The sequence below is a fragment of the Mycobacterium sp. genome (genome assembly GCF_051006775.1).
Lineage (GTDB): Bacteria > Actinomycetota > Actinomycetes > Mycobacteriales > Mycobacteriaceae > Mycobacterium.
Genome location: NZ_JBPCSX010000214.1, coordinates 1 through 16,776, shown reverse-complemented (window position 1 = coordinate 16,776; position 16,776 = coordinate 1). Strand labels below are relative to the sequence as shown.

Below are 16,776 nucleotides of genomic sequence, written 5' to 3'. Positions count from 1 at the left end.
GTTGCCAATTCAGACAACGGCTGACCAGAAAGGTCCACCATGACGATGGCCCCCGATGCCGTTGGCGAGAAGATCGATCCGCGCGACCCCCTGCTGCGTCTGCGCACCTTCTTCGACGACGGAAGCGTCGAGCTGCTCCATGAGCGCGACCGCTCCGGCATTCTGGCCGCGGCCGGCACCGTCAACGGTGTTCGTACGATCGCGTTCTGCACCGATGGAACGGTGATGGGCGGCGCCATGGGTGTCGACGGCTGCCAGCACATCGTCAACGCCTACGACCTGGCGATCGAGGAGCACAGCCCGATCGTCGGGATCTGGCATTCCGGCGGCGCCCGGCTCGCCGAGGGTGTGCGCGCGCTACACGCAGTCGGCCTGGTCTTCGAGGCGATGATCCGGGCCTCCGGCCATATCCCGCAGATCTCGGTGGTGGTCGGCTTCGCTGCCGGCGGCGCCGCCTACGGCCCGGCTCTGACCGACGTGGTGATCATGGCGCCCGAGGGCCGGATTTTCGTCACCGGTCCCGACATCGTGCGCAGTGTCACCGGCGAGGACGTCGACATGGAGTCCCTCGGCGGCCCGGAAACCCACCACAAGAAGTCCGGTGTCTGCCATATCGTCGCCGATGACGAACTCGACGCCTACACCCGTGCCCGCCGGTTGGTCGAATACTTCTGTCAGCAGGGCCATTTCGACCGCAGCAAGGCCGAAGCCGGCGATGTCGACCTGCACGCGCTGCTGCCGGATTCGCCGCGTCGCGCCTATGACGTGCACCCCCTGGTGAATGCACTGCTCGACTCCGACGCACCGTTCGAGGAGTTCCAGTCCAGGTGGGCTCCGTCGATGGTCATCGGCCTGGGCCGGCTGTCCGGGCGCACGGTTGGCGTCCTGGCCAACAACCCGCTGCGGCTGGGCGGCTGCCTGAACTCCGAAAGTGCCGAGAAGGCGGCACGTTTCGTCCGGCTGTGCAATGCGTTCGGCATACCGCTGGTGGTCATCGTCGATGTGCCGGGGTACCTGCCCGGTGTCGACCAGGAGTGGGGTGGCGTCGTCCGCCGCGGGGCCAAACTGCTGCATGCGTTCGGTGACTCATCGGTGCCCCGCGTCACGCTGGTCACCCGCAAGATCTACGGCGGCGCCTACATCGCGATGAACTCCCGCTCACTGGGTGCCACCAAGGTGTTCGCCTGGCCCGATGCCGAAGTCGCGGTGATGGGTGCCAAGGCCGCGGTCGGCATCCTGCACAAGAAGACCCTTGCCGCAGCCTCCGACGACGAGCGCGAGGCGTTGCACGAGGAGTTGGCCGCCGAACACGAACGCATCGCCGGCGGGGTGGACAGCGCCATCGACATCGGCGTGGTCGACGAGAAGATCGATCCGGCCCACACCCGCAGCAAGCTCACCCAGGCGTTGGCCGAGGCCCCGAACCGGCGCGGCCGGCACAAGAACATTCCGCTCTAGGCGAGGAACTCCTCGGCGGCGGCCACCGCCCGTTCCCGGTCGGCGGCGACCAGTCCGATCCGGGTTCGCCGGTCCAGGATGTCACCGGCGTCCAGCGCCCCCTCGTTGGTGACGGCGAACTCGAACTCCGCGCGGGTCACATCGATACCATCGGCCACCGGGTCGGTCGGCCGGTCACAGCGGGCGCAGGCGATGACGTTCGCCGATTCCCACCCATATCGCGCCACCAGCGAAGGCGGTAGCGAAACCCGCTGTGGTGCAACGGCATCAGCGCTTGCCCCGACGAGTGGCAGATTACGGGTGCGGCAGGGCCCGCCACCAAGGCCGCGGGCGGCCACCGCCCGGTTCAGAACGTCCTCGGCCATCAGCCGGTACTCGGTGAGCTTGCCGCCGACGATGCTGAGCAACCCGGAGTCGGACTCCAATACCGCGTGATCACGGGAGAGGTCGGACGTGCGGCCCGGCTTGGCCCCGGGTCGCTCCGCTCCTGCCCCGTCGATGAGGGGCCGCAACCCCGCGTAGGCCCCGGTGACATCAGCGGTCGTCAACGCCGTCTGCAATGCGGTATTGACGGTGTCGAGCAGGAAGCCGACCTCACCCGGTGTGGGTTCGGGTTCATCCGGAATGGGGCCGGGGGCCTCCTCATCGGTCAGTCCCAGATAAACCCGGTCCAACTGTTCGGGCATGGCGAACACGAATCGGTTGGTCTCGCCCGGAATCGGAATGGTCAGCGCCGCAGTGGGATTGCCGAACACCGCGGCATCGAACACCAGATGGGTACCGCGACTGGGGCGCAGCTTGATCGACGGATCCACCTCGGCGGCCCACACCCCGGTCGCGTTGATCACCGCGCGCGCCCGCACCTGCATCGACTCCCCGGTCAGCTGGTCGGTGAGCCGCACCGATGTTCCGGTGGCCTCCGATGCGCTCACCCGGGTGAGGATCCGAGCCCCGTATCCGGCGGCGGTGCGCGCCACACCGATGACGAGCCGGGCATCGTCGATCAACTGGCCGTCATAGGCCAGCAGGGCGCCGTCGAGTCCGTCGCGGCGCACCGTCGGCGCCATGGCGATCGCTTCTGCGGCACTGATCCGCCGCGGTCGCGGCAGCACCGAGGACTTGGTGCCGGCCAGTGCCCGCAGGATGTCGCCGGCCTGGAATCCGACCCGCACCAGTGCCCGCTGCCCCCGGCTCATCGACGGCAGCAGTGGAACCAGTTGCGGCATCGCGGTGGTCAGATGCGGTGCGGTGCGGGTCATCAGGATGCCGCGTTCCACCGAACTGCGTCGCGCGATACCCACATTGCCGCTGGCCAGATACCGCAGGCCACCGTGGACCAGCTTCGAACTCCACCGGCTGGTGCCGAACGCGAGATCGTGTTTGTCGACCAGCACCACCGAGAGACCACGGCTGGCCGCGTCCAGGGCGATACCCGCGCCGGTGATGCCGGCACCGATGACGACAACGTCGACCACCCGTCCGTCACCGAGGGCGGCCAGGTCAGCGCTGCGCCGGGCGGCACACAGGGCGGTGTCGGAGGCTGTGCTCATGGCTGCAGGTATCCGTTCAGGGCTCGGGACAGTTCCCCGGCGCGCATCTCGGCGTCGAGGATGGGGTCGACGATCTGGCCGGACTGGACCACCGACTGGGTGAACAGCAGCACCATGGCGGCCAGCTTGCGGGGGTCGCCGCTGCGAACGCTACCGTCCGCCTGGGCTTTCCGGATTTCCTCGGCGACCATGTCGATCAGAACCTGTTGGCTGGTGCCCAAACGGTCGGCGATGTAGACCATTGCCAGGTCGGGCGCGGAGCGAAGCACGGCTGCTATCAGGTCATCCCGGCGCAGCAGGTCGGCCACCTCGACGATCCGGGTGACCAGTGCTGTGCGGCCGGTGCCGCGCGACGGACTTTCCCGCCAGGCCCCGACGACACGGTCGGTCAGCAGGGCCACCAGGATGGTCCGGGTGTCCGGCCAGCGCCGGTAGACCGTCGGCCGGCTCACCCCGGCCCGCCGGGCGATCTCGGTCAGCGTCACCCGTTCGACCCCGAAGTCGCGCACGCAACTGGCGGCCGCGGCAAGGATTCGGTCCCCGGTTCCAACGGCCTCATCGTTACAGATTGACACCACCTGTAATACTGTAAACCATGTCCGATGCCGATGCCGACCTGTTGCCGCCGATGGCCTGGAACGCCTGGGGTGATCCCGCACTCGCCAAACCACTCTCGCCCGCCATCCGCACCCTGCTCGAGCAGGCACTCGGGGTGGCCGGCACCGAGAAACCCGCCCCGGGTATCGGCGATGTCGAAGTGGCTCCCTCGGACCTTCCCGCCGAACACCGCGCCGGTCTGGCCGCCATCGTCGGCGACCACTACCTGCGGGACGGCGATATCGACAGGCTGCTGCATGCCGGCGGCAAGTCGACGCCGGACCTCCTGCGCCGCAGAGCGATTCGCCAGGATGCTCCCGATGCCGTGGTGCTGCCCGGTTCGGAGGACGAAGTGGCGGCCCTGCTTGATTACTGCTCCCAGCACCGCATCGCCGTGGTGCCGTTCGGTGGCGGCTCCAGCGTTGTGGGCGGTGTCGACCCGATCCGCGAGGGCTTCGATGCGGTCATCACCCTGGACCTGCGCCGGTTCGACGCGCTGCACCGGCTCGATGAGATCTCCGGGGAGGCCGAACTCGGCGCCGGCCTGACCGGCCCGGAAGCCGAGCGGCTGCTCGGCGAGCGGGGATTCTCCCTGGGTCACTTTCCGCAGAGCTTCCGGTACGCCACCATCGGCGGATTCGCCGCCACCCGGTCATCGGGCCAGAACTCGGCGGGCTACGGCCGGTTCAACGATATGGTCCGCGGGCTGCGGGTCCTGACCCCCACCGGCGTACTCGACCTGGGCCGAGCCCCCGCCTCTGCCGCCGGCCCGGATCTTCGCGAACTGTTCATCGGTTCGGAGGGCGTCTTCGGCGTCATCACCAGGGTCCGCGTACGGGTGCATCCGGTCCCGGAGAGTGTGCGCTACGAGGCATGGTCGTTCCCCGACTTCGCCACCGGCGCAACGGCATTGCGTGCCGTCACGCAGACCGGTTCGGGCGCCACGGTGCTGAGGTTGTCCGACGAGGTGGAGACCGGGATCAACCTCGCCACCACCGGCAGCATCGGCGAGCAGAGCATCACCGGCGGTTGCCTGGCAATCACCGTGTTCGAGGGCAGCCCGGCCCACACCGAGAGCCGGCACGCCGAGACCAGTGCCATCATCGCCGCCAACGGCGGGACCTCGCTGGGTGAGCAACCCGCCCGGGCCTGGGAGCACGGCCGGTACGACGCCCCGTACCTGCGGGACGCACTGATGGATTCCGGTGCGTTGTGCGAGACCCTGGAGACCGCGACCACGTGGTCGAACATCCCGGCGCTGAAATCGGCGGTCACCGAAGCACTGAGCGCGGCGCTGACCGAAAGCGGAACGCCCGCGCTGGTGATGTGTCACATTTCGCATGTGTATCCCACCGGCGCCTCGCTGTACTTCACCGTCGTCGCCGGACAACGCGGTGACGCCGCCGAGCAGTGGCGGGCCGCGAAGGTGGCCGCCTGTGACGCGATTCTCGCGGGCGGCGGCACCATCACCCATCACCATGCCGTCGGCGCCGATCACCGGCCCTGGATGACCGCGGAGATCGGTGATCTCGGCGCGCAGGTTCTTCGCGCGATCAAGGCAACCCTCGACCCGGCGGGAATCCTGAACCCGGGCAAGCTGATTCCGTGACGGTCCGCGAGGTCGGACGCGTCACGGTGTTGACGAATCCGATGGCCGGTCACGGCAACGCCCCACATGCGGCCGAACGCGCGGTGGCGCGATTCCAGCAGTTGGGTGTCGACGTCATCGAGATCGTCGGCCGCGACGCCGCCCACGCCCGCGAACTGGTGGGCGAGGCGGTGGCCCGCGGCACCGACGCACTCGTGGTGGTCGGTGGCGACGGGGTGATCCGGCTCGCCCTGCAGTCCCTGGCACGGACCGACATCCCGCTCGGGATCATCCCCTCCGGCACGGGTAACGACCACGCCCGCGAATACGGCATTCCGGTCGGCGATCCGGCCGCAGCCGTCGACGTGATCGCCGCCGGCCACACCGCCACCGTGGACCTCGGGCACATCCGCAGCACGGACGGCAGCAGCACCTGGTTCGGCACCATCGCGGCGACCGGGTTCGACTCACTGGTCAGCGATCGGGTCAACCGGATGCGGTGGCCGCACGGCCGGATGCGCTACAACCTGGCGATCGTGGCCGAACTGTCCCGGCTGCGGCCGCTGCCGTTCCGTCTGGTGCTCGACGGCGAACGCGAGATCGTCGCCGATCTGACCCTGGCCGCGTTCGGTATCACCCGCAGTTACGGCGGCGGCATGATGATCTGTCCGGGTGCCGACCACTGTGACGGATTACTCGACATCACCATGGTCGCCACCGGTTCCCGGCTGAAACTGATCCGGCTGTTCCCCACCGTCTTCAAAGGCACCCACATCGAACTCGACGACGTCAGCACCGCACGTGCGCGCACGGTGACCGTCGACTCCCCCGGTATCAACGCCTACGCCGACGGCGACTTCGCAGGTCGGTTACCCGCGGAGATCTCCGCGGTGTCGGGTGCGGTGCACATCTTCGTCAGGCCGTAAGCTCATCGCCGGTAATTCTGACCCGGGGTACTGGCAAGGGGATTCGATGGACTACAACTGGCTCAGCCCTAAGGCACAGGCACGGCCGGCCGGCGAGAAGGGCTGGGGCTCATACGTGGTGGAGCGCATTGAAGCCGGCGAGACCGTCGCCGCGTTCGGCGGCTGCGTCGTCCATCTGGCCGAACTGCAGACCTTCAGCGACGACCGGCAGAGCCGATCCATTCAGGTCGACACCGATCTGTACCTGGTCTCCGGCGAGACACCGGATGCCGGAGACATGCTCAATCACTCCTGTGAACCCAACTGTGGCCTGCTCGGCCAGCTGCTGGTGGTCGCCATGCGCGATATCGAGCCGGGCGAGGAACTGTCCTTCGACTATGCGATGTGCGACGCCAGTGACTACGACGAGTTCCGCTGCCTGTGCGCAGAACCGACCTGTCGCGAGATCGTCACCGGGTCGGATTGGCGCGACCCGGCCCTGCAGGAGAAGTACGCCGGCTGGTTCTCGCCGTATCTGGCCCGCCGGATCGCCGCACTGCCGTCGAGCTGATCCTTAACCGACGCCCCGGCTCAGCCAGCTGACCTCACCGCTGTCTCCGCCGTCCCGGTAGGCCTCGAGGGCTTCGTCCCAGGCGGTGCCGAGCACAGTGTCGAGTTCAGACGCCAGCGTGTCCGCACCCGCCGACATCAGCGACCGCAGTCGCATCTCGCCGACCATGACGTCGCCGTTGGCGCTCATGGCCCCGCTCCACAGACCCAGCTGCGGGGTGTGGCAGAACCGCTGACCGTCCACGCCGGGACTGGGATCCTCGGTGACCTCGAAGCGCAGCACCGACCACGACCGCAGGGCGTTGGCCAACCGGGCGCCGGTTCCAACCGGACCCACCCAATTGGTGACCGCGCGCAGCTGACCGGGCATGGCCGGCTGCGCGGTCCACTTCAGATTCGCCCCTGCATTCAGGGTCGACGACAACGCCCACTCGACATGTGGGCACACCGCCGCGGGTGAGGAGTGGAGATAGACCACTCCCGTAGTCGCGTCGGCGAACTGGTTCGACGCACGCATCAGTTGCTCCTTCGGCTCCACTAGGGACGTCTTCCCCAACGACCTGGTGTTTCCGGAGATGCAGCTGTGTCGAACGTGTCTATTGTGCCTCTTGTTGCCGGTGTTGCGCTAGTCCGGGTCGAACTCTCTTAGAACTTCGCCAGACAACGCTGGCCAGAGCGGTTTCGCCCAGTCCCCGAAGTCACGGTCGGTAAGCACCACCAGTGCCAGTTCGCGGGCCGGATCGACCCAGATGAACGTCCCGGATTGGCCGAAATGCCCGAACGTGGCCGGCGAATTGACCGCCCCGGTCCAGTGCGGGGACTTCGCGGCCCGGATCTCGAAACCCAGCCCCCAATCATTGGGCCGCTGCATGCCGAAACCCGGCAAAACCCCGTCCAGACCGGGAAACTGCACGCTGGTGGCCTCGGCGTGCATGGGCGCGGACACCGTCGCCGGCCGCAGCAGATCCAGTGCGAAGGCGGCCAGGTCGGCCACCGTGGAGACCGCGCCGTAGCCGGCGGCCGCCGCGCCCCCGTCCAGGTGCGAGGAACCCATCCCCAGCGGCTCGAACACCGCCTCGCTCAGGTACTGGCCGAACTCGATGCCGGACTCCCGCTCGATGGTCTCGGCGAGCACAGTGAAGCCGTAATTGGAGTAGATCCGCCGCGCCCCGGGCGGGCCGAGCACCTCGGCGGACTGCATCGAGTAACCGGCGGCGTGTGCCAGCAGGTGGCGCACCGTCGATCCCGGCGGGCCGGCTGCGGTGTCGAGGTCGACCACACCCTCCTCGATGGCGACCGCAGCGGCGCGGGCCACCAGGGGCTTGGTGACCGACGCCAACCGATAGGCCCGGGTGGTGTCGCCGCGGTGCCCGAGCACACCGGCGGGCCCCACCACGGCGGCCGAGGCGTTGGCCACCGGCCAGCCGGCGATCACGTCCAGAGCAACGGGCATCCGAGGAGCCTAATTCTCACTGCCATCATCTTCACTGTCCTCATCTTCACCGGCCAATCGTCCGACCGCGCGACCCACATCCGCCGCGAACGATTGCGGGTCCAAGCCCGGACTCAGGCCCAACGCCCACTGACTGACCTCGATCGCGCCGTGCGCGGTGGCCCACCCGAGCAGTGCCCGCCGGGCCGCCTCCTGCGTCGAGAGTCCCCCGTTGACAGCGTTGACAGCGTCGACCAGCCGACCGAACGTACCTAGTGCCACCTCGCGCAGCGCCGCCGCCTCAGCACCCTCGACCGCGGACGGCGGTGTCCGGAACATCAGCCGGTAATGAGTCGGATGGCGCAGCGCAAACAACACGTACCCGCCTACCAGCCTCTCCAGCTGCTCCCGTGGGGATCCCGGACTGGCCAGCACCTCGAGTTGGACCTCGCCGAGTGATTCGAAGCCGTCGCGGGCAACGGCGGCGAGCAAAGCGTTCTTGTCGACGAAGTGGTGGTAAGGCGCCGCCGATGACACGCCGGCGCGTCTGGCCACCGCCCGCAGTGTCAGCTCATCGGCATCGGATTCTGCGATCAGATCGAGCGCCGCCGATATCAGTGCCCGGCGGAGATCGCCGTGGTGCTGACCCACGCCACGCGCCATAGGACCAAGATTGACAACGCTTAATTTGGTTGTCAAGGTTGAGGTAAACACTGTTCATCTACGGAGAGGCCACGGCTCACGTCATGCGCCACCACGCACACGCGATCTTCACCGCCAACAGTCGGCCCGTCACGGTTCACGCCCTGCACGCGGGCACCGTGACAGTCAAGCGGTGTCACGCCAGTTGCTGCCTGCCCGAGCGCGCACCCAACCTGCTGAGACTCTTGGCCATCCTGGCCGATCGCCGCTTCGCGGACCCGATGCCGATCTGGAGCTACGCCATCGAGCATCCGGAGGGACTCTTCGTCGTCGACGCAGGGGCATCGACGACCTATAACGACCCCCAATCCTGGCGGGGCGCTCCGCGCCGAGATTCAATGATCAGGTCGTTCATCAAACTCGACGTCGCCGACGGGGCAACGGTGCCGGATCGCCTCCGTCAGATCGGTCTGTCGGCCACGGGTGCGCGCGCCCTGGTCTTGACCCATCAGCACATCGACCACACCGGCACGGTGCCGCACTTCGCCGGGGTAGATGTCTGGACCACCCGGGCGGAGGACACGGCGGCGCCTCGCATCGGCGCACTGCACTGGCGCTGGCGCGATGCCGATACCCGTTTCCGCTATGTCGATGACGAGGGTTCAGCGGGCGACCTCGGAACGACGGTCACCCTGACCGAGGACGGGATCCTCACCGCAATCCACACCCCCGGCCACACCCCCGGTTCGATCAGCGTCAGGCTTCAGACCGACCAGGCCGATATCTGGTTCAGCGGCGACACGTCGTTCACAGCAGCCGGTATGAATCCGGCCGCACCCACAGCGGGAATCCACAGCGATATGGCTCAGGTCCGGGCTCTACAAACCCGACTCCAGCACGCCGGGGTGATCCTGTCGTCTCATGACCCCGACGTACCGGAACATCTAACCGCAGCAGCGAATCGACCCAGCCCCGCACGCTAAGGTCTGATGCCATGAGTCAGACAGTGCGTGGCGTGATCTCGCGAACACAGGGGGCCCCCGTCGAGCTGGTCGACATCGTGATCCCCGATCCGGGCCCGGGCGAGGTCGTGGTCGCGATCCAGGCCTGCGGCGTATGCCACACCGACCTCACCTATCGCGAGGGCGGCATCAATGACTCCTACCCGTTCCTGCTCGGCCACGAAGCCGCCGGCATCGTCGAGACCGTCGGCGCCGGCGTCACCCACGTGGCGCCGGGCGACTTCGTCGTCCTCAACTGGCGTGCGGTGTGCGGAGGGTGCCGGGCCTGCAAGCGTGGCCGGCCGTGGTACTGCTTCAACACCTTCAACGCGACCCAGAAGATGACGCTGACCGACGGCACCGAGCTGACCCCTGCGCTGGGCATCGGTGCATTCGCCGACAAAACCCTTGTGCACGAAGGACAGTGCACCAAGGTCGACCCCGAGGCGGATCCCGCCGTGGCCGGCCTGCTCGGTTGCGGTGTGATGGCCGGACTCGGCGCAGCGATCAACACCGGCGCGGTGGCGCGTGATGACACCGTGGCGGTGATCGGCTGCGGCGGAGTGGGGGATGCCGCCATCGCCGGCGCGAAACTGGTCGGGGCGCGCACCATCATCGCCGTGGACACCGATGACACCAAGCTGAAGTGGGCCCGCGATTTCGGCGCCACCCACACAGTCAACGCCCGCGATCGCGACGTCGTCGAGACCATTCAGGACCTCACCGATGGCAACGGCGCCGATGTGGTGATCGATGCGGTGGGCCGGCCGGAGACCTGGAAGCAGGCGTTCTACGCCCGCGATCTGGCCGGAACCGTTGTTCTGGTCGGTGTCCCGACGCCCGATATGACGCTGGAGATGCCCCTGGTCGACTTCTTCTCCCGCGGCGGGTCGCTGAAGTCGTCCTGGTACGGCGACTGCCTACCCGAGCGCGACTTCCCCACCTTGATCAGCCTCCACCGACAGGGACGGCTGCCACTGGAGCGGTTCGTCTCCGAACGCATCGGACTCGACGGCGTCGAGGAGGCGTTCCACAAGATGCACGCCGGCGAAGTGCTGCGATCGGTGGTGGTGTTGTGAGCGCCGGTCAGTCCGGTATCGAGCGGGTGGTCACCCACGGCACCTTCTCTCTCGACGGCGGCAACTGGGAAGTCGACAACAACATCTGGGTCGTCGGCGACGACTCGGAGGTCATCGTCATCGACGCCGCACACGACGCGACGGCCATCGAGAAAGCCGTCGCGGGCCGACACGTCGTCGCGGTGGTGTGCACCCATGGCCATAACGACCACATCACCGTCGCTCCGGAACTGTCGGCACTTCTGGACGCACCCGTGCTGCTCAATCCTGCCGACACCATGCTGTGGGAGATGACCCACGCTGCGTTGCCATTCCGCGCACTCGAGGACGGCCAGATCCTCAGGGCCGACGGCATCGAACTGCATGCCATCGCCACGCCCGGTCACTCCCCCGGATCGACCTGCCTCTACGCCCCGGCACTGGGCGCGCTGTTCTCCGGCGACACCCTGTTCTGCGGCGGACCGGGCGCCACCGGGCGGTCCTTCTCGGATTTCCCGACGATCCTGGACTCGATCAAGAACAAACTCGGCAACCTTCCGGCCGACACCGTCGTCTACACCGGACACGGTGACTCGACCACCATCGGCGGGGAACTGGTGAACTACGACGACTGGGTCAAACGGGGTAGTTAAACCGACTCGGCGCAACTGCGCGGGTCGATCAGGATCTTCGCGTGCTTCTCCGGATCGCCGAGTGCCTCGAATGCCGAAGCGACCCCGCCGAGACCGACCTTGCCGGTCACCAGAGCCGAGCCGTCGAGCTTGCCGTCGGCCAGCATGTGCAGGGTGTCGTAGAACTCCAGCGGGGTGTAGCCGAACACGAACCGGACGTCGATCTCCTTGCCCAGCGCCATGGTCGGCCTGATCTCATCGGTGCCCATGCAGACGCCGACGACGATCACTCGCGAGTTCAGCGGCGCGGCGGCCAGGACGCCGTCGATCATTCCCGGCACGCCGACGCATTCGAAGATCACCGGCCGCTTCGGGCGCGCGGCGCCGACGGCGTCCACCGCCCGGTAGACGTGGGACCAGCCGGGAAGCCGGCGCAATTTGCTCATCGAGCCGAGCGCGAGCTCGTACAGGTCGGGGGTGTTGGTCAGCATTCCCTTCGAGACAGCCTTCTCGTAGGGCGAGTCGACCGTCGGGTCCACCACGATGTCCGCGCCACAGCGGACGGCCAGGGCGCGACGCCCGGCGGAGAGGTCACTGGCGACGACGGTGTCCACGCCCCGCGCCTTGAGTTGGCAGATCAGCATCAACCCCACCGGACCACACCCGACGACGATCGCGGTGTCGCCCCGCTTGATCTCGCTTCGCCGCACCGCATGCAGTGCCACCGACATGGGTTCGGTCAGCGCGGCAACATCGACCGCCAGACCGTTGGGCACACCGAACGTGATCGAGGCCTCGGCCAGGACCAATTCGGCATAGCCGCCGGGCGCAAGCGGAGACAGCCCGGTCAGTTGCACCCCGCCATGGGATCGCACCAGCGGGAAGGACACCACGGTCATACCCTCTGTGAGCGCCTTCGGCGTCTTCGGTCCGCGTTCGGCGATGACGCCGGCGAATTCGTGCCCCATCACCGTCGGGGTGTCGCCGCGCATGAAGTCGCGGTAGCCGATCTCGGCCATCACGTCGGTCAGCTCGTCGGCGTGATCTTTGGCGTGCAGATCGGACCCGCAGATACCGCAGGCCCGTACCTCGAGGACCAGCTGCCCTTCCCCCGGGCGAGGATCGGGCAGGTCGAGGACCGATAGCACTCCGTGTTCGCAGCTGACAGCCTTCACCGCAATGAGTCTAGACCGCTATCGGCCTTCCAGGATCCGACGCTTCTCGGCCTCGAACTCGGCTCCGGTCAGCGCACCTGAATCCCTCAGTGCCGCAATGGTCTTCAGCTGTTCCAGACGCACACCCTCATCGGTGGGAACATAGGGCTCGGCAATCGGGTCAGACGGCCCGGAAGGCGTAACTCGACGCTGTCGTCGCCGGAACCACCAGACCGCGACGGCCAGGTCGGTGCTGATGACAGACAGCCCCACGAACACCCAAATCAGATAATCCGAGGAACTGCCGCGGCCGAACGCCAGCCGCGGGTCCACATAGCCGCCGATCGGCCCGCCGGTGGTGATCTGGTAGCTGCCCGTGGCCGGCACCTGCATCACCCACACCAGGCGGTGGGCATCGTCGTTGACGCTGACGGTGGCGCCGAGATCCTCGGTCACCTGCGGATCGGCGACACCGGCCGGTGGGTCGATACCCAACGTCAGCGGCGGTACCGACAACCCGCGCCCGCCATAGCCCCTGACATGAAAGCTGACGGCGACCTCACCGGCGGGCAATTCGATCGCCCCCGAGCCGGGGATCGGCAGTTCGCCGTACTCGCTGTACTTGTCGGCGACGAAGCTGAGCACCGCAGTGGTGATCAACCCGCCCACCGACAGCACAGCCACCATCCCGACCAGGATCGAGATCACCCGGGCGACACGTTGGGTGTTCATCAGCGCAGTGTGGCATGTGGGGCTACGGTCGCGACATGTCTGCTCGCGAATTGAATCCCGCAGTGCGGTTTGCTCTGCACAACTGGATCCCGATCACACTGTTCGTTCTGGCCGCCGCCTTCATCGGCCAGAATCGAGACAGTCAGCGGATCCACCTGCTCTGGATGACCGTGGAATCCCCGATGTGGTTGCTGCTGTCGCTGATGCTGCTGCTCGGGATCGTGGTAGGCGCCCTGCTGAATCGGCGACGCGCCAAGTAATTCAGCGAATGGTGCCGCGGCCCGGAATCAGCGGAAGGTCAAGGGCGGTAACCCATCCCGGCGGCAGGTCGTTGACCGCCGGAACGGCGTTGAGGGCACGCAACCCGGTGGCCAGACACCCGGCGGTGGCGGCGTCGCGGCCGGATCCATCGGTGAACCGGAATGCGGTTTCCTGGAAGATGCTCGGTGTTCCCTCTATGTCGACGCGATAGACGTCGTCCTGGTCACCGGATGGCCAGTCCGGGGCGGCGTCGCGCCCGATCCGGTTCACATGCTCGAGCTGGATCCGGGTCTCTCCCCTGTAGACGCCGTTGATGGTGAACCGCACCGCGGCCACCTTCCCCGCCTCGATGACACCCTTGACGGTCGTGCGCTCGGTCGGGGTCACCCACTTGTCCCACGTGGTGGTGATGCTGTCGAGTTCGATCCCGGCCGCGTGAGCGATCATCGGAACGGTGGCACCCCAGGCGAACACCAGGATGTCGGAGTTCTGGAGCAGCGGCGCGAATTCCGGCTCCCGCCCGATCCCCATCTCGAACTCGTAGTCACCCTCGTAGTTGGTGTAGTCCAACAGTTCCGAGGCGCGCACCCGGCGCACCTCCGAACACAGGCCCATCAGCGTCATCGGGAACAGGTCGTTGGCGAAACCCGGATCGATGCCGGTGGTGAAGCACGAGGCGCCGCCGGCCGCGCAGGCCTCGGCGATCGGCTCAATCCAGTTCGGTGGATTCAGGTGCATCTTCGGCCACACCCACGGCGTCATCGCCGTAGAGCACACGTCGATGCCGGCCCGCAGGAACCGCCCGATCACGTCGATATTGGCCTCGGCCTTCGCGGCGGTGGGGCCGTAGTGGACCAGCGCATCCGGTTTCAGCGCGATGAGCGCATTGACGTCATCAGTGGCGACCACACCCACCGGCCCCGGCATGCCACAGATCTCACCGACGTCGCGGCCCACCTTGTCGGGATTGCTCACGCCGACGCCGACGAGTTCGAACTCGGGGTGTCCCAATACCTCGGGGATGATCATCTTCCCGACGAAACCGGTCCCCCAGACCACGACACGTTTGGTCATATCAGTGAGTTCCATTCTCCCGCAGCTTGTACCGTCGTTCAGCGTAGATGAGGTCGTCGCGCCACAGCCGGGCGGCGACAAGGCGCATCAGGGGTTGAAGCACCGGCGCCGCTCTCATCGACATGCGGAAGCCGGCCCGGCCGGATGATGCGATGAGCGCCTCGATCACCGCGGTTCGGGGACGACCGTCGGGTCCCGGTCCGATCGGGGTGGCGTGGGTTTCGACCACGCTGCCGGCGCCTTCACCTTCGACGATGTGCATGATGATGGTGCGCGGTTCCGGAGCGGCGAACTCGGCGATCACCGGCACTCCCACGCGTCCGAGGTGGAAGGTCACGGCGACCTGGAAGACGTCCGCGTCTTCGGCGGCGTCCACCGGCGGTGCGCTGAGCACCTTCAGTTGAGCGAACGAGTGCGGATGAAACCAGGCGCCGTGCCACGGATCGAGCCGGTTGGCGATCACGTCACTGGGTTCGCACGCCCCCTCGAGCCGGGTGACGGCTGCCAGCCGCGGCCCGATCGGGCGCACCGGTAGGACGGGAGCATCCAGCGGCGCTTCCCCGCCGGCTTTGTCCAGCCGGACCCACACCAGCACGCCATCGTCATGCGCGGGCAGCGGTTTCCAGCCGAACTCGCGACGGCCCTCCAGTCGCAGCCCGTGCCACGGGCAGATCAGCCCGCCGCACTGGACCCTTCCCGTGGAAAGGTCGGCCCCCAGGTGCGGACAGGACCCCGGGCCGACGTGCACAGCACCCTGATCATCACGCCAGGCCACCACCTCGGACCCGGCGACACTGGTGCCGTACGGTCGGTCCGCGCGAATGTCGGTGCTGGCCGCGATGACGTACCAGTTGCCGCTGGGTCTGGCCAGCGCTCGCCGCAGTGCGGCATCGATCAGAGCGGGCTGGGCGTCCGCGTAGGTCGGCGGCAGGGTAGCCCAGTCGATCTTCGGAATGATCTGCAGCGGATTGTCTTTCGGCACCCGGTCGGCGATCCTGGACCACAGATCCATTCAGCCCGCCCCTCTCTCTGCCAGGCCCCGCAGGATCGGTGAGCGTCCCCGGACCGGCACCGTGTGCAGGGTGTGCCCACTGACACCCCAGCCGGCCAGCAGCCCATTGGCCGCCGAGAAACCCGTGGTGGCCGCCCGTTCCATCAGTGCCACCGGAAGGTCGATACGAATCCCGTCACCGGCGAGCATCAGGCCGGGAACCGGCGTGTCCACCGTCGGACGGCTCGCAAAGGACCCCGGAGAGAACAGTGGACAGTCCTGTCTGAACAGAATCTGCTCGGACACCACGCCGGCCCGGGCGGTCTCCGGGTAGATGTGGTGCAGCCGCGACAGCATCTTCTCCCGCAGACCCTCGAACGGTGGCGGGTCCATCACCGAGTAGGAGTGCACTTCAACCACCGAGCCGCCGTGCTCCCGCGCCCACTCGGCGGCCTGGCTCTCGTAGCGGCTCACCACGCTGATGTTGTCGACCGGCTCCAGACCGCCGGTTCCGAGGAAGGCTGGGCGGTCAGGGTTCACGGGCGCATCCAGCCACAGCCGCTGCACGACGAACGGCGGTGCGACCTTCATCGCGGCCACCCGCTGTCGCCACCCATCGTCACCCAGACCCGGTGAGGACGCCACGATCTTCTGCAGTCCGCCGACGTCGGTGGCCAGCACCACACCGTCGGCATCGATGACCGCATCCGCGGTGCGGACCTGAAATCTGCGCGAACCGCCGCCGGTGATCGACTCCGCCGAGACCCCGGTGTGGAACTTCACTCCCTGGCCGGTGAGGTACTCGCCCAACGGGTTCCACAGCGCGGTGTCGAAGTTGGACTTCGCGACATCGAAGACCAGCCCCTCGCTGGACCCGAGGAAGTAGATGTGGAACATCGCCGCCAACTCCGCCGCCGAGAGACGTTCCGGCCTGGCGAAGAAACTGCGCGCGAACACCTCGAAAGCCAGGTGGCGGGCGGCGATTGGGAAGTTGATGTCCTTCAGGAAGCTCTCCGCGTCCTGATGGTCGAGCTGATCGTAGATGCCCGGCACCGAGACCGCGGCAAGCGGAGCGGCGGCTTTCGCCTTGATCCGCACCAGATCGCGAAACCGGAACGTGGGGCTGCGCAG

At 67.4% G+C, this 16,776-nt stretch carries 18 protein-coding genes; 8 read left to right on the top strand and 10 right to left on the bottom strand.

All coding sequences use genetic code 11. The features are described 5' to 3' along the window. Positions 1 to 39 precede the first annotated feature (39 nt). On the top strand, positions 40 to 1,458 hold the full coding sequence (locus ACR2JI_RS15420; protein ID WP_526391494.1) for an acyl-CoA carboxylase subunit beta: 1,419 nt from the start codon (positions 40 to 42) through the stop codon (positions 1,456 to 1,458). Here the strand turns inward: ACR2JI_RS15420 and ACR2JI_RS15415 are convergent. Next, entirely contained in the window at positions 1,455 to 3,008 is a 1,554-nt protein-coding gene (locus ACR2JI_RS15415) for a glycerol-3-phosphate dehydrogenase/oxidase (protein WP_526391492.1), read from the bottom strand. The two genes, ACR2JI_RS15420 and ACR2JI_RS15415, sit on opposite strands and share 4 nt — an antisense overlap. Further along, positions 3,005 to 3,586 (bottom strand): TetR/AcrR family transcriptional regulator, encoded by a 582-nt coding sequence (locus ACR2JI_RS15410; protein ID WP_526391490.1) that lies wholly within the window; start codon positions 3,584 to 3,586, stop codon positions 3,005 to 3,007. Before ACR2JI_RS15410 ends, ACR2JI_RS15415 begins: the two co-directional genes overlap by 4 nt. A 50-nt stretch (positions 3,587 to 3,636) precedes the next feature. On the opposite strand from ACR2JI_RS15410, the gene ACR2JI_RS15405 reads away from it, so the two are divergent. From ACR2JI_RS15405 to ACR2JI_RS15395, 3 genes are read left to right on the top strand one after another with little or no spacing between them, the layout of a single operon-like run. Beyond that, positions 3,637 to 5,214 (top strand): FAD-binding oxidoreductase, encoded by a 1,578-nt coding sequence (locus ACR2JI_RS15405; protein ID WP_526391518.1) that lies wholly within the window; start codon positions 3,637 to 3,639, stop codon positions 5,212 to 5,214. Continuing rightward, positions 5,211 to 6,119, top strand: coding sequence for a diacylglycerol kinase (locus ACR2JI_RS15400; protein ID WP_526391488.1), 909 nt, complete (start codon positions 5,211 to 5,213; stop codon positions 6,117 to 6,119). Before ACR2JI_RS15405 ends, ACR2JI_RS15400 begins: the two co-directional genes overlap by 4 nt. Before the next feature lie 46 nt (positions 6,120 to 6,165). Then, positions 6,166 to 6,669 (top strand): SET domain-containing protein, encoded by a 504-nt coding sequence (locus tag ACR2JI_RS15395; protein ID WP_526391486.1) that lies wholly within the window; start codon positions 6,166 to 6,168, stop codon positions 6,667 to 6,669. A gap of 3 nt (positions 6,670 to 6,672) precedes the next feature. On the opposite strand, the gene ACR2JI_RS15390 is transcribed toward ACR2JI_RS15395, so the two are convergent. The 3 genes from ACR2JI_RS15390 to ACR2JI_RS15380 all read right to left on the bottom strand — a co-directional run bounded on the left by ACR2JI_RS15390 (position 6,673) and on the right by ACR2JI_RS15380 (position 8,763). Next, the gene (locus ACR2JI_RS15390) at positions 6,673 to 7,185 is read right to left on the bottom strand and encodes a DUF3145 family protein (RefSeq protein WP_526391485.1); all 513 of its coding nucleotides are present in this window, start codon (positions 7,183 to 7,185) and stop codon (positions 6,673 to 6,675) included. A 108-nt stretch (positions 7,186 to 7,293) separates the two neighbouring features. Further along, positions 7,294 to 8,121: a serine hydrolase domain-containing protein gene (locus ACR2JI_RS15385; protein ID WP_526391483.1), complete on the bottom strand. Its 828-nt coding sequence runs from the start codon at positions 8,119 to 8,121 to the stop codon at positions 7,294 to 7,296. A gap of 9 nt (positions 8,122 to 8,130) precedes the next feature. After that, positions 8,131 to 8,763 (bottom strand): TetR/AcrR family transcriptional regulator, encoded by a 633-nt coding sequence (locus ACR2JI_RS15380; RefSeq protein ID WP_526391481.1) that lies wholly within the window; start codon positions 8,761 to 8,763, stop codon positions 8,131 to 8,133. Between the two features lie 83 nt (positions 8,764 to 8,846). Between ACR2JI_RS15380 and ACR2JI_RS15375 the strand changes: the two genes are divergently transcribed. Genes ACR2JI_RS15375 through ACR2JI_RS15365 form a run of 3 tightly spaced genes read left to right on the top strand, consistent with a single transcriptional unit; the run spans position 8,847 to position 11,454 of the window. Next, positions 8,847 to 9,725 carry an MBL fold metallo-hydrolase gene (locus ACR2JI_RS15375; protein ID WP_526391479.1) on the top strand — a complete coding sequence of 293 codons (879 nt, stop codon included), beginning with the start codon at positions 8,847 to 8,849 and terminating at the stop codon, positions 9,723 to 9,725. Positions 9,726 to 9,736: 11 nt separating this feature from the next. Continuing rightward, positions 9,737 to 10,822: an S-(hydroxymethyl)mycothiol dehydrogenase gene (locus ACR2JI_RS15370; RefSeq protein WP_526391477.1), complete on the top strand. Its 1,086-nt coding sequence runs from the start codon at positions 9,737 to 9,739 to the stop codon at positions 10,820 to 10,822. Next, a complete protein-coding gene (locus ACR2JI_RS15365; RefSeq protein WP_526391475.1) occupies positions 10,819 to 11,454 on the top strand; it encodes an MBL fold metallo-hydrolase in 636 nt (211 codons plus the stop codon). The genes ACR2JI_RS15370 and ACR2JI_RS15365 overlap by 4 nt, the downstream gene beginning before the upstream one ends. Here ACR2JI_RS15365 and ACR2JI_RS15360 read toward each other — a convergent pair. Both ACR2JI_RS15360 and ACR2JI_RS15355 read right to left on the bottom strand, forming a co-directional pair. Further along, on the bottom strand, positions 11,451 to 12,608 hold the full coding sequence (locus tag ACR2JI_RS15360; RefSeq protein ID WP_526391473.1) for a zinc-binding dehydrogenase: 1,158 nt from the start codon (positions 12,606 to 12,608) through the stop codon (positions 11,451 to 11,453). The two genes, ACR2JI_RS15365 and ACR2JI_RS15360, sit on opposite strands and share 4 nt — an antisense overlap. 18 nt (positions 12,609 to 12,626) lie before the next feature. After that, entirely contained in the window at positions 12,627 to 13,319 is a 693-nt protein-coding gene (locus ACR2JI_RS15355) for an SHOCT domain-containing protein (RefSeq protein WP_526391471.1), read from the bottom strand. A gap of 35 nt (positions 13,320 to 13,354) precedes the next feature. Between ACR2JI_RS15355 and ACR2JI_RS15350 the strand changes: the two genes are divergently transcribed. Then, positions 13,355 to 13,579, top strand: a complete 225-nt coding sequence (locus ACR2JI_RS15350) for a DUF1049 domain-containing protein (protein ID WP_526391469.1) — start codon at positions 13,355 to 13,357, stop codon at positions 13,577 to 13,579. Position 13,580: 1 nt separating this feature from the next. Here the strand turns inward: ACR2JI_RS15350 and ACR2JI_RS15345 are convergent, their stop codons facing one another. The 3 genes from ACR2JI_RS15345 to ACR2JI_RS15335 all read right to left on the bottom strand — a co-directional run. Then, the gene (locus ACR2JI_RS15345) at positions 13,581 to 14,654 is read right to left on the bottom strand and encodes an NAD(P)H-dependent amine dehydrogenase family protein (protein WP_526391516.1); all 1,074 of its coding nucleotides are present in this window, start codon (positions 14,652 to 14,654) and stop codon (positions 13,581 to 13,583) included. A gap of 1 nt (position 14,655) precedes the next feature. Continuing rightward, a complete protein-coding gene (locus ACR2JI_RS15340) occupies positions 14,656 to 15,666 on the bottom strand; it encodes a DUF5914 domain-containing protein (protein ID WP_526391467.1) in 1,011 nt (336 codons plus the stop codon). Further along, the coding region (locus tag ACR2JI_RS15335; RefSeq protein ID WP_526391465.1) for an FAD-dependent oxidoreductase at positions 15,667 to 16,776 on the bottom strand (1,110 nt) is incomplete at its 5' end.